Origin of the sequence: Vibrio sp. Vb1127 (assembly GCF_033338735.1) — a bacterium.
Classification (GTDB): Bacteria; Pseudomonadota; Gammaproteobacteria; order Enterobacterales; family Vibrionaceae; genus Vibrio; species Vibrio alginolyticus.
In genome coordinates this window covers 444,810-456,952 of the sequence record NZ_JAWOTF010000002.1, presented here as the reverse complement: position 1 = coordinate 456,952, position 12,143 = coordinate 444,810, and the positions used below count along the sequence as shown (strand labels likewise).

At 41.3% G+C, this 12,143-nt stretch carries 12 protein-coding genes; 7 read left to right on the top strand and 5 right to left on the bottom strand.

The window, feature by feature from the left end:
• The first annotated feature begins 14 nt into the window (after nucleotides 1–14).
• From R7H07_RS05940 to rmf, 4 genes are all read left to right on the top strand, one after another.
• Entirely contained in the window at nucleotides 15–257 is a 243-nt protein-coding gene (locus R7H07_RS05940; RefSeq protein ID WP_017821808.1) for a glutaredoxin family protein, read from the top strand.
• Entirely contained in the window at nucleotides 235–2,154 is a 1,920-nt protein-coding gene (locus R7H07_RS05935) for an ABC transporter ATP-binding protein (RefSeq protein WP_005377449.1), read from the top strand. The genes R7H07_RS05940 and R7H07_RS05935 overlap by 23 nt, the downstream gene beginning before the upstream one ends.
• A 7-nt stretch (nucleotides 2,155–2,161) precedes the next feature.
• A complete protein-coding gene (locus R7H07_RS05930) occupies nucleotides 2,162–3,895 on the top strand; it encodes a DUF3466 family protein (RefSeq protein ID WP_065274542.1) in 1,734 nt (577 codons plus the stop codon).
• Nucleotides 3,896–4,076: 181 nt separating this feature from the next.
• Nucleotides 4,077–4,250, top strand: coding sequence for a ribosome modulation factor (gene rmf / locus R7H07_RS05925; RefSeq protein WP_005377453.1), 174 nt, complete (start codon nucleotides 4,077–4,079; stop codon nucleotides 4,248–4,250).
• Between the two features lie 140 nt (nucleotides 4,251–4,390).
• On the opposite strand, the gene fabA is transcribed toward rmf, so the two are convergent.
• Entirely contained in the window at nucleotides 4,391–4,909 is a 519-nt protein-coding gene (gene fabA, locus R7H07_RS05920; RefSeq protein WP_005390081.1) for a bifunctional 3-hydroxydecanoyl-ACP dehydratase/trans-2-decenoyl-ACP isomerase, read from the bottom strand.
• A 70-nt stretch (nucleotides 4,910–4,979) separates the two neighbouring features.
• Nucleotides 4,980–6,620 (bottom strand): AAA family ATPase, encoded by a 1,641-nt coding sequence (locus tag R7H07_RS05915; RefSeq protein ID WP_065274541.1) that lies wholly within the window; start codon nucleotides 6,618–6,620, stop codon nucleotides 4,980–4,982.
• Nucleotides 6,621–6,830: 210 nt separating this feature from the next.
• On the opposite strand from R7H07_RS05915, the gene matP reads away from it, so the two are divergent.
• From matP to R7H07_RS05900, 3 genes are all read left to right on the top strand, one after another.
• Nucleotides 6,831–7,280 carry a macrodomain Ter protein MatP gene (gene matP / locus R7H07_RS05910; protein ID WP_005396497.1) on the top strand — a complete coding sequence of 150 codons (450 nt, stop codon included), beginning with the start codon at nucleotides 6,831–6,833 and terminating at the stop codon, nucleotides 7,278–7,280.
• A gap of 15 nt (nucleotides 7,281–7,295) precedes the next feature.
• Nucleotides 7,296–7,607 (top strand): DUF3634 family protein, encoded by a 312-nt coding sequence (locus R7H07_RS05905; protein ID WP_005377468.1) that lies wholly within the window; start codon nucleotides 7,296–7,298, stop codon nucleotides 7,605–7,607.
• Between the two features lie 115 nt (nucleotides 7,608–7,722).
• A complete protein-coding gene (locus R7H07_RS05900) occupies nucleotides 7,723–8,046 on the top strand; it encodes a hypothetical protein (protein ID WP_065274540.1) in 324 nt (107 codons plus the stop codon).
• Between the two features lie 618 nt (nucleotides 8,047–8,664).
• Here the strand turns inward: R7H07_RS05900 and R7H07_RS05895 are convergent.
• From R7H07_RS05895 to R7H07_RS05885, 3 genes are all read right to left on the bottom strand, one after another.
• Nucleotides 8,665–10,386 (bottom strand): ATP-binding protein, encoded by a 1,722-nt coding sequence (locus R7H07_RS05895; protein ID WP_064377240.1) that lies wholly within the window; start codon nucleotides 10,384–10,386, stop codon nucleotides 8,665–8,667.
• Entirely contained in the window at nucleotides 10,376–11,557 is a 1,182-nt protein-coding gene (locus tag R7H07_RS05890; protein WP_206959236.1) for an FIST signal transduction protein, read from the bottom strand. Before R7H07_RS05890 ends, R7H07_RS05895 begins: the two co-directional genes overlap by 11 nt.
• 113 nt (nucleotides 11,558–11,670) lie before the next feature.
• Nucleotides 11,671–12,027 (bottom strand): hypothetical protein, encoded by a 357-nt coding sequence (locus tag R7H07_RS05885; protein WP_206959234.1) that lies wholly within the window; start codon nucleotides 12,025–12,027, stop codon nucleotides 11,671–11,673.
• Nucleotides 12,028–12,143: the final 116 nt, after the last annotated feature.

Sequence of the window (12,143 nt, the reverse complement as noted above, 5' to 3'; positions counted from 1 at the left end):
AAAAGGATTAATACGTGCTGATATTGTATAGCACTGAGGGATGCCATCTTTGTGAGATGGCATTTGCTCTAGTAGACCAAGTCGGTTTGGCCGAGCAAACAGATATCATTGATATTGCGTTTGATGATGTACTATTTTCTCGTTACGGCGTCACAATACCCGTATTAAAATATCAAGATTCTGAGTTGAACTGGCCGTTTGACTTAGAACAACTCACACATTGGTTGGATAATAATGGCATTACTTACCATTCATAACGCACAACTTGCATTTGGTGACCACCCATTGCTAGACAAAGCGGAGTTCGCTCTTCAAGAAAACGAACGCGTTTGTTTAGTTGGTCGTAACGGAGCAGGTAAGTCCACGTTAATGAAAGTGCTTGCCGGCGACATTTTGTTGGATGATGGCAAGATTCAAATAACTCAAGACGTAGTAGTTTCTCGGCTTGAACAAGATCCACCGCGCAATCAAGAGGGTACGGTTTACGAATACGTATCTGGCGGTTTGGCTGAAATCGGCGAACAATTGAAGATTTATCACGATCTTCTCGATCTTGTTGCTCAAGACCCAAGTGAGAAGAACATTAACCGTTTGGCGAAAGTTCAAGAGCAGCTTGATCATTCTAATGCTTGGCGCTTTGATGACCGTGTTAAGAACGTACTTGGCGCTTTAAAACTAAGCCCTGAAACCAAACTGACCGATCTATCCGGTGGCTGGCAACGTAAAGCTGCTTTAGCTCGTGCGCTGGTTTGTGATCCTGATGTATTGCTTCTTGATGAACCAACAAACCATCTCGATGTGACAACGATCGAATGGTTAGAGAACTTCTTAAAAGACTTCAAAGGCTCGATCATCTTTATTTCTCACGACCGTGCATTCATCAAGTCGATGGCGACACGCATCGTCGACTTAGATCGCGGTCAATTAGCTTCTTTCCCTGGTAATTACGAACAGTATTTGAATGACAAAGAAGAAATGCTTCGCGTCGAAGAAATGCAGAATGCTGAGTTCGATAAGAAACTAGCTCAGGAAGAAGTGTGGATTCGTCAAGGCATTAAAGCACGTCGTACTCGTAATGAAGGCCGTGTTCGAGCCCTTAAAAAACTTCGTGAAGAGCGTCGTGACCGTCGTGAAGTTCAAGGTAAAGTTAACCTAAACATCGATGATGCTTCTCGTTCTGGTAAGATTGTATTTGAAGCAGAAAATGTATCTTTTGCTTACGAAGGCAAGACAATTGTCGACGACTTTAGCTTTAACATCATGCGTGGTGACCGTATTGCACTTATCGGACCAAATGGCTGCGGTAAGAGTACGGTACTTAAATTGCTATTGGGGCAATTGGAAGCGCAGTCTGGTCGTTTACACTGCGGAACAAAATTAGAAGTCGCGTACTTTGATCAGTACCGAGAGATTTTGGATCCAGAAAAGACAGTGATCGATAACTTAGCGGATGGGAAACAAGAAGTAATGGTTGGGGGACGTCAGCGTCATGCGCTGAGTTATCTTCAAGACTTCTTATTTGCACCTAAGCGCGCCAGAACCCCGGTTAAGGCACTTTCTGGTGGTGAGAAAAACCGATTATTGCTAGCCCGTATCTTGTTGAAACCAAACAACTTACTTATTCTTGATGAACCAACTAACGATTTGGATATCGAAACGTTGGAACTTTTAGAAGAAATGCTTGCCAATTATCAGGGTACATTATTGTTAGTGAGTCACGACCGTGAGTTCGTAGACAACACAGTAACAACAAGCTGGATTTTTGAGGGTAACGGTATAATCGAAGAGTTCGTTGGTGGTTATCATGATGCTAAACAACAGCGTGACCAAGTTCTTGCTTCGCGCAGTCAGGTTGAAAAACCAACGAAGAAAGAGAAAGTGGTTGAGGAAACTCCCAAAACTACGCAACCTAAGAACAATTCGAAGAAGTTATCGTATAAGCTGCAAAGAGAATTAGAGGCTCTACCAGCTAAACTTGAACAATTAGAGTCGGATATCGAGAGCCTTCAGGAGCAAGTGAACGATCCAGAGTTCTTTGCTAAACCTGTAGAGCAAACTCAGCCGGTATTGGAACAGCTTGCTGCACTAGAGCAGGAGTTGGAAATCGCATTCGAGAGATGGGAAGAACTCGAAGCAATGCAACAGGATAGTTAAGAATTCAATGAATTGTAGTAATAAATTCAAATTGACCGCCATTGCAATGATGGTTGGTACCACAATGAACGCACAGGCGGCATTGTATCAAGTTGTTGAGGTTTCACCTCAGGATCATGGTTCAAACGGTGACTACCAAACGGCTTACGGGGTTGCAATTCAACAGGGCGATGCAGGTACAGATCCTTCAACAGGTTCACCTTTCGCTTTAGGCTGCTTTGATGCAGCAGCAAACTGCACGCCAGAGCAGTTTAAACTTGCAATGGAAACTCGCACTACACCGATTTCAGCGACACAAGCCGTGGATGGGAACAGCTATCGTGAAGAAATCCCATTCGGATTAGACGCTGGCTTTTATTACATCCAAGAACTCAAAGACTTTGAGCGTTACTGTTACAACCAGCTTCGTTATTCCACCTGTGACTCTTGGGCTTCAGTAAACTGGACGCCGTGGAATAAAGAACGTAGTAAAGACTTTACTTCTAATGCGTTAGCGTTCATAGAAGAAGATTCTACTGCTTATAAAAATGAATATAACAATGTTATCAACCAGCTTACCGAGGGTGGTGCAGCTGTCGGTAATCAGAGTAAAGTTAGCACAGAAAATACTTCTACATTAGAAACACGAAATACCGTAGTTGCACCAGTAGAGCCAAATATTCTTACTGGCGATAGTGACGCAAGTGTTGTGCAAAGCCATGCTTGGAGCACAGACGGCATTTTTACTGTTGGCAGTGTTTCTCGAACAGCAAGCAATACCAATGGATCTCACCACACATCAAAAGCAGCGATTTGGGATCAAAGCGGAACCGTCAGTGAATTGGCTTGGCCTAGTGGCACATCTAAAGATGGAGAAAGGTTAGCTCAAGGGAGCATGCGTGACCTTGTCACTGATGGAACAACGGTCTATGGCGTAGGTTACAACACTTACAGTGATGATAACTACCTGAATGCGACTGTTTTTGTCGGAACTCTAGAAGCCGAAGGTAGCGTTGAAAACGCAACTTGGAAAAATAAAGTTGTTGTAGGAGCTAGACAGCGCGAAGGTGATGATACGGTTCATACAAACTCACGCTTAACCGACGTTAACTCTAATTTTGTTGCTATTGGTGAAGCGAAACGTTCGGGCGGATACTTAATGCCAACGGGCTCTGCTCCGAATCGTCTCTTTATCGTAGATGATGTTCGTAAGGATTCTATTAGCGCTTTTTACCCAACTACTGGCATTTTCTTTAGCGGTGCGGGCGGTAAGATGGGCGGTATCAACTCTTACAATGAAATCGTCGGGCAACTTGATGCGGAAACGACTCGTGAAGACGATGGCAAGCCACGTCGTAAGCGCGGTTTTGTCTATCCATATAGCGTAGGTGGCGAGACTAGTGAACGTGCTGCAACATTATTCAATGGAAAAGCTTGGTTCCTAGACAGTTTGACTAATGGCGGTGATTACTCTGAACAAAACAATCAGTTCCGTATTATCGACGCAACTGATATCAATGATGCAGGTGTGATCTCTGGTACTGCTATGAAATGTGCAGGTGGTTATAGCACAACAGCAAACAATGCTACATGTAGCTCTGAAGAGCAAATTGTAGCAGTCAAACTAGTACCTATTGCTGACGCAACTAAGGACGACATCGTATCTCGAAGCATTGACTCAACGACGACAGAGCGTCAAGGTGCAGGCCTTGGTTGGTTAGCTTTGACCATGCTTGGATTGTTTGGGTTCCGTAGAAAATAGTTAAAAATCGTCAGTAATTTTTAAATCAAGCAGAGGCTCACACATTTGAGTCTCTGCTTTTTTTATGCCTTGAGAAATTGCCTACTTTGATCGATTCTTATAAGTGGAGTCATAAAAACTCCATCAAAGTTTCACAATAACAGCTGTACGTTAGTAAATGGACCTGTATGAGGAATTAACTATGAAGAGACAAAAGCGTGATCGCCTAGAACGAGCTCAATCTCAAGGCTACAAAGCTGGGTTGAATGGAAGGTCTCAAGAGGCTTGCCCATATCAACAAGTTGATGCTCGGTCGTATTGGTTAGGTGGTTGGCGTGATGCCAGAGATGAAAGACAATCTGGTCTCTACAAATAAACTCTCCACATACAAAAAGAAGGATTCGAAAGGGCTCTACGGAGCCTTTTCTACATTATAGGGACATAGGGAAGTAGGTTAACACTCGACAACAAAAAGGCTCCTAAATAGGAGCCTTAATAAATCGATTAAAATCGTGATTAGAAGCTTGAAGTGTCTTGGAACAAGCCAACTTTCAAATCTTTTGCTACGTAGATTTCTTTGCCGTCCACACATACACGACCGTCGGCCAAACCCATCACAAGTTTACGGTTTACAACGCGTTTCATGTGGATTTCGTACGTCACTTTTTTCGCTGTTGGCAGGATCTGACCTGTAAACTTCACTTCGCCAACACCCAGAGCACGACCTTTTCCTTTGCCACCAACCCAGCCAAGGAAGAAACCAACAAGTTGCCACATCGCATCAAGGCCAAGACAACCCGGCATTACAGGGTCGCCAGGGAAGTGGCAGTCAAAGAACCACAAATCTGGAGTAATATCCAATTCCGCCAAGATCAAACCTTTACCAAAATCGCCTTCAGTCTCAGACATTTTAGTAACACGATCCATCATTAGCATGTTTGGCGCAGGAAGCTGAGGGTAACCAGGCCCAAACAGTTCGCCTTGGCTAGAAGCAAGTAGATCGTCACGGTTATAAGAATCACGTTTGTTTTGCATTATCAATTACTCCAATTTTTGATAGCTGCATCTTAGTGAACACGTGTACGCTAAACAACTCCGATCAGTACTAGACAAACCAGTTTTTGATGCGCTGCACAATTCCTTCTGGATGCTCATGTCTTTCAAAGTTTTCAATACGTTCCGCTATTTTGCCAATAATGCTATCGTCTTCACCTCTAAAAGGTTTATTCATTACAATCGGAATAGCTTCATCTACGGTAGAAACGGACCAAATATGGAACTCACCATTTTTAATGCTTTCTATTACATCTTTATGTAATGCAAGGTGTTTAAGGTTTGATTTTGGCATCACAACACCTTGATTTCCTGTAAAACCTTGATGTTTACAAACCTGATAAAAACCTTCAATTTTTTCGTTCAAGCCACCAACGGCTTGCACTCGACCAAACTGATCAACAGCCCCTGTAACCGCAACTTGTTGATTAATTGGAGATTCAGATAAAGCACTTACCAAGCAACAAAGTTCTGCAAGAGATGCGCTGTCACCATCAACTTCACTATAAGACTGTTCAAATACGATGGAGGCAGAGTAAGGCAGTGGTTCATCCAGTTTCAGAGCAGAGCTCAAGAAAGCTTGCATAATCATCATGCCTTTTGCATGTAGATTGCCTCCAAGCTCAGCTTTGCGCTCAACATCGGAAACATCGCCATCACCAAAATGAATTACACAAGATATTCGTGCAGGCTCACCATAGCTGACAGGGTGCCCAGCCATCTCAATAACGGTTAGGCCATTGATTTGACCAACTTGTTCCCCAGTTGTCTCAATGATGACTTGTCCATCTAAAATATCGTACACGGCACGCTGAGGAAGGTAAGATTCTCGGTAATACTTGTCGTCAATCGCTTTATCTAACGACTTGTAATCTAATGCGTGACCATCACTGAACTGGCTGGCAAGCGTTAGAAGTTGAGAGTGCCACATTACTCCTAAAGGCAGATAATGTTGATCTTCAGTAAATCTCATACCGGCTAGCAACAATCTTCTAAAACCACATTCAGTTAAGTGAGGCAGCTGATATTGAGAACATATCCAGTTCACTAAACCAAAGTAATCTATCAAATTCTGCTCTGACAGATGAATATCTTCTTCAACTTCCGTATACATGGCAAAGCCAGAACAGAAGTCTTCATCGATGTATTCTAGCTCTGCTAACTGACTTCTTTCTCCTGTTACAATCAGTTTTACATCATAAGCTTTAGCTTGCGGTACTGAAGTAGGTAAACGAGTAGGGCTTAGGTTCAGTGGCTCGATAAGGTTTTGTTGAATTGCAGACTTTATATTTGGCCAAAGTCCTGGGTTAGCCAAAATTAGATTAGCCGGTACAATTAAGTAACCGTTATCTGCCTGTGAAATTAAACCAGGTTGGAAGGCAATATCACCACTTACATCAACACTGTAACGGTCAAATAAACGTTTGGCATCAAGTGATTCCGAAAAAACTATCGCAGCGTTAGACTGGCTCTGAAGAGCTTTACTGATGAACTCTCTATATACAGAATTATCTACGCAGTTAATGAGTAGTACTCGCGTCAATCCGGAAATTTTTGAAAAACGAGATATCGTTGCCGACATTCTCGGTTGGAGATCAGTAAAAGACTTCTTTGGTAACGAAGGTGCAGACTTTAAAAGTGCTTCGTACTGCTCAAGTGAAGGTGTTACGTCTTGCCAATTAAGTTGGTTCATTAAAATTCATCGTAATTCAATCTTGCCGACATTATAACGAAACGGACTATAACACCCTAGCACCAATTTGGTTTGCTCTCGGCATTCAACTCTCAATGAACAATACTTAGACAAATGAGTGATCAACATCGATACTTCTAAGAGTTTTATTTGCCCAAGTAAACCATCTGGGTTACGCTGTCACTAGGTTATGTTTATGGGTCGGAACAAATGAAATATCAACAGCTTGAGAATCTAGAATGTGGGTGGAAATGGAAGTATCTCATCAAAAAATGGAAAGATGGTGAAGCGATTACCCGACATATTGATACAAGCGAAGCAGATGCAGCGGTCGCAGAACTAAAACGCCTTGAACACGAGCCTACACTTGTCTTGGCTTGGATAGAAAACCACATGTCAGAAGAGTTAGATAATAAACTCAAGCAGGCTATCCGAGCGAAACGGAAACGTCACTTCAATGCAGAGCAAGTCCATACAAAGAAGAAATCCATTGATTTAGATTACCGAGTTTGGGAAAAGCTTTCTAGTAGAGCGAATGAACTTGGTTGTACGTTATCTGACGCAATTGAATATTTGCTTTCCGAAGCGTCGAGAAGTGAAAAAGCGAGTCAAAAAGTTACCTCAATTAAAGAGGATTTGAGTAAATTGCTATCTAGCTAGGATAGGGAGTGCCAAATGTTATATGTAATCTTAATTGCAGCCATCGTGATCTTTTGGTTGATCGCAGTCGATAGGCCGGTGTTAAAAGTAAAGTTCGATAATGGCCATATTAGTAACGTAAAAGGGCATCTACCTCCTTCTTTCAAACACAACTTACAGGATATTAGTGAGCATAACCCGTTTACTGGTGAAATGAAGGTGTATAGCCAACGAACAGGAATGCGCTTAAGCTTTTCCAAAGGCATTCCCAAAAAAGTTCAACAGAGGATTCGTAACGTTTTTCCTCATCAGGGCTTCAAAGCAAACAAAGGCAAGAAGCGCGCTTAATTACATATCAGTTACTTCATCATGTTAAATGGGACGCAATGTGGCGTCCCATTTTCGTATCTACAGAAAAATTACTTATCATCGAACAATCCAACAACATAAACGGACCAAAACGATGAGATACGTTGTAACTTTAATGATACTGATCTTTGCAAGTACTTCAGTTTTTGCTGACGATTCAGAAACGAACCTGTTGGCTAAAAAGATTAAGACTAAGCTTCAAAAGAAAGTAGACAATAAGTTTGATGGCTACCAAGGGTATTGTGACGTCATGATAGAAATGGAGCACAAAAGTAAAAACGCAGTAATAAAAAGAGTAACAGGCAGTGGTGACCAAAAAGTGTGTAGGTACGTTAAGTCCAACTTGAAGAAAGGAAAACGCTATCGTTACAAATACCCCGAAAAGTACATTCGCCTCCATATAACCACAGGCTTATAAATGTTTCAGAACGCCTTGATTAAGAGCGAGTGAACTGAGCTCGTGATTTTTGGCAGATTTCGTTGCGGAGCGATTAGAGCGTTTAGCTGATTTTTGCTCAGCAGCGCGTTTGAGTTCGTTAAAGTAGTGATGACATTGAATGGCGAACTCAGTGAGTTGGCCGTCACCATCATAGATATATTGATTCTCAGGTGTTTAAGGAAGAACACACCAGTAAAGTAAGTCGAGGACTAAGCGCGCATCAATTTTCAATAAGAGATTTGATTTGCTTCGTAAGCATAACCACAAACCAAACTAGCGATTGCAAGTCTACGGGAACCTCGGTTAAAGCCTCAAAAGCAAACAGTGTTGTTAATCTTAGGAGGACATTTTAAAGTAGCTAAAACCGGACATTATTGCTTTGAGATTCCACCCCCCTTGGTGCGCATTATATGTGTTATGTTAAATTGTATATCGCCGTACGCCAAATGTTGTCTGAGTATGCTCCTATTCCCCTGCAGATTTTAAATTTAAGGGCCTTACTGTGAGCATTAAACATAATGGTTATTTACCATAAAATACTTAATATAGATCTTAATAATCTATCGATTGTTAAGATCTATATTAACGCCTTTTTACTTATTGAAATGACTGTATAGCTTCAAAGATATCTTGTCTTCTAACTGGCTTGGAAATGAATCCGTCCATACCGGCATCCAGGCATTTATCTCTATCGCTTTCTAACGCATGTGCAGTTAACGCTATAATTGGGGTCCTGAGACCTTTATCTCGAATAAGTCTTGTTGCGGTAATTCCATCCATCACTGGCATCGAGACATCCATGAGAATCAAATCGATTAAATCCTCATTCTCTTCTAAAAATGTTAATGCCTCTGCTCCATGGCTTGCGATATGAACATTATGGCCAAGCTTATTTAAGATAAGCTTTATTACGAACTGATTCGACTCGGTATCTTCTACGACGAGAAGTTCCATTGCTTTTGTCGGTTGATTGGTTTCGATTCTAACTGGACGATTTTGATTACAACGAGTCAAAACTGGAATCGAAATCGTAAAGGTTGAACCAACATGCTCATCACTTTTAACGGCAATCTTTCCACGCATCATTTCAACTAAATGCTTGGTTATTGCGAGCCCCAGTCCTGTACCACCGAAGCGTCTCGTGATGGAACGGTCTCCTTGATGAAATGCCGTAAACAAGTGCTCTTGCTTTGCTTTAGATATACCAATTCCAGTGTCAGATATTGAGATCACAAGTTCAGCATCTTGCTCAGATACAGAAACTTTTACTTCACCTTCGTCTGTAAACTTTATTGCATTCCCTATTAGATTAAACAGAATTTGAGATAACCGCGTGGAGTCAATCCAAAATTGTTTGTCATTAGTGACAGTACAGTTGAGTTTAAATTGGAGATTTTTCTTCTTAGCTATTTGTTTTTGCTGAGAAATGACAAAAGTGACAGTGTCTCTTAAATTAATCCATTGTTCATTGAGCTGAAAGCGACCTGACTCGATTTTAGAGAGATCAAGAATGTCACTGATTATCGCGAGAAGTAACTCTGCAGAGCACTCCATTTGGCTCAACGCATCAATTTGTTCTTCTGACAAGGTTGATTGCTTCAGTATATCTAGCATTCCAAGAACGGAATTTAAAGGGGTTCTTATTTCATGGCTCATCATCGCTAAGAACTCCGACTTAGAGCGGTTCGCAAGCTCTGCTTCTTCTCTTGCTTTAGCGAGCTGAGTTGTTCTTACCTCAACGATACGTTGTAACTTCTCTTTGGTCTCGATATCAATGACCGCCCTTTCAATTAAGGGACGAAACCGCCTCAAGGTTTCCTTATTCTCTATGCTAAAGTGCCCTTTCTGAGCTCCAATAAGTAGGATTACGGTTTGCGTTACTTCTGAACGTATACCAGTTAAAACGACCGAGTTTACATGGCTTTTTATAAAGCTGTTTAAGTTAACAAACTCAGCGAGTTTATCTGGCTCGAACAGTAGAATGCATTCACCATTGAGAGCTCTTTGATAGGTGTTACCGTGTAACCAGGATACATTATCAAATACGCTATTAGTTGATATCAATGTCTTGAAGGGATATCGTTCACCATCACGAGTCAGTACAATAAAATCATCGAAGTTGATGTACTTTTTGAGGACATTGTTTAATCCCGTAAATATCTCATGCCGATTCTTTGCCTCACTCATCGCAGATATCGCGGAAAGAATGGCCTTGTTTTCATCGGCGAGTAGTCGTTCTCTTTGTCTAGCCTGCTTTAGCTCAACTAACGCTTCTTGAAGCGCTTCCTGTTGATATATGTCTAAGTATTTATCTTTCATAAGGTTTATGGAATATAGCCGATGAAATCATCAGGTTTCCATGTCCATTCTCACCACCAATAAATCTACCTTGCTCGCCGAAAGTAAAAGGGCAAATAAAAGGCAAATGTTCTAGTTCTTGGTTAATTTGTTCACAAACGCTATTCATGTCTTGCATTAAGTGCAACATGGGACCTGCGCAAAAGATATTTATCACTCCAATTTTTCGAGACTCTTCTAATTTTTGGTTAAAAGCGGCATTGACGACTTTTGCAGCGCGCGCAACGAGATGCTCACGACTTCCTTTCATTAATGTGAGCTCGTCACCCTCTTCTATTCGTGTAAACAACTCGATTCCACCATCTGGCGTCTCACGGATCGGATGGGATAATTTGTAATATGGGCGATCATAGAGATGACCTGCGATCCGCCCTAATGGATAAGCACTCGAGTTTGTAAACAGCATATTATCTTTACCTACTTGGTTATCCTGGTGATTTGTCCACCTTCTATAAACATTGAGCGCAGGTTCGTTATCAATTTCAAGTAAGCATCTATCGTTGGTCTTGGTTGCAACACCTTTGATATTAGTTGGTGTATGTCCAGCGCTAAAAGCGATATCAACAGGTTGAGAGGAGTAAAAGAGAGTTAAGCTTAAACCTGAAGTTTGAGAGCCTTGGGCGGTTATCACAGACCATTTCCCAGCGATGTTATTATCAGCGGCCGAACCACCAATAATTGGAATTAGAGTTCCAAATCTTTCATCTATAGACGCAATGATTGATTCCTCTTGCCCTGGTGTGGCATGAAGTAGAATTAAGTTTGGTACCTCTCCTACACGGTTAGCGCTCTCAAGGGCCATATCCAAAGCCTTGGTGACGCTGTCACCTGAGTTGTGATTAGAAATACCAGTACCATAAGCATGAGGACCTGTATCATAAACAGCAAGTGCCGCAATTACTGGGCCTGTATGAAAGCCCTGATCTGTCATTACGGCTTGACATGAACTGGCTCCATGAAAAGGCACACCAGGAAAATGCGCAAGAAACGCTTCTCGAATCAACTCGAAATTGTATTCTTCCGTGTAGTAACACATCACGTAAGACAAGTTCTGTTGTGTCAATTCGGACCTGAGCGTTTTTATCGCTGAGTCTTCATCTTTAATATGAGTAAAAACTGATTGGCAATGCATACGATTTTATAATTGGATATCACTCTGCTGTTATACCATTCCAACCAATTTTCTCTAGGTAAGAAGGTGTTAATTTCATTAATAAGTTACGATTATCTCGTGATAGATCGTATTTATAATTGAACTACAACAATGTTTTCACCTTTTTTAAAGGTGATTTTTTTCGATTCAGGCATGATGTCCCATTCTACTGACTTATGCTTCTCGTTGAAGTTGATAAAATTACCAGATTGATTTAGATCAATTTTTAGAGTGCTACTTTCTATCGTTTCGAGCGAAATTCCCATTGAGTCACGATTAATCGTGATTATTTCTCCTTCAATTGTTACATCGCATCGTTCTTTTTGTGAACAGTCAACGCTATTAACACTCTCGTGTGTAAAGGTACGCCAGAAAAATGCGCCTATTAAAACACTGAGCATGATTAAGATTTGTGCAAGTCGCGCCTTTGTTAACTTTTGTGCAGGCATAATTACTAATATCCTTGTTACAAACTTCAAACTTTTTAAATAAAAAATGATTTCCAGAGGTCCAGTAAGGTTACTACCCTGTCATTGAATTGTTAATTCAAGTATAGTGTCACGCT

Excerpts from the sequence above, each read along its gene's own strand:
- matP (WP_005396497.1), top strand. The coding sequence starts at position 6,831 with ATGAAATATCAACAGCTTGAGAATCTAGAATGTGGGTGGAAATGGAAG.
- R7H07_RS05935 (WP_005377449.1), top strand. The coding sequence starts at position 235 with ATGGCATTACTTACCATTCATAACGCACAACTTGCATTTGGTGACCAC.
- fabA (WP_005390081.1), bottom strand. The coding sequence starts at position 4,909 with ATGCAAAACAAACGTGATTCTTATAACCGTGACGATCTACTTGCTTCT.
- R7H07_RS05890 (WP_206959236.1), bottom strand. The coding sequence starts at position 11,557 with ATGCATTGCCAATCAGTTTTTACTCATATTAAAGATGAAGACTCAGCG.
- R7H07_RS05905 (WP_005377468.1), top strand. The coding sequence starts at position 7,296 with ATGTTATATGTAATCTTAATTGCAGCCATCGTGATCTTTTGGTTGATC.
- R7H07_RS05900 (WP_065274540.1), top strand. The coding sequence starts at position 7,723 with ATGAGATACGTTGTAACTTTAATGATACTGATCTTTGCAAGTACTTCA.
- rmf (WP_005377453.1), top strand. The coding sequence starts at position 4,077 with ATGAAGAGACAAAAGCGTGATCGCCTAGAACGAGCTCAATCTCAAGGC.
- R7H07_RS05930 (WP_065274542.1), top strand. The coding sequence starts at position 2,162 with ATGAATTGTAGTAATAAATTCAAATTGACCGCCATTGCAATGATGGTT.
- R7H07_RS05915 (WP_065274541.1), bottom strand. The coding sequence starts at position 6,620 with ATGAACCAACTTAATTGGCAAGACGTAACACCTTCACTTGAGCAGTAC.
- R7H07_RS05895 (WP_064377240.1), bottom strand. The coding sequence starts at position 10,386 with ATGAAAGATAAATACTTAGACATATATCAACAGGAAGCGCTTCAAGAA.
- R7H07_RS05885 (WP_206959234.1), bottom strand. The coding sequence starts at position 12,027 with ATGCCTGCACAAAAGTTAACAAAGGCGCGACTTGCACAAATCTTAATC.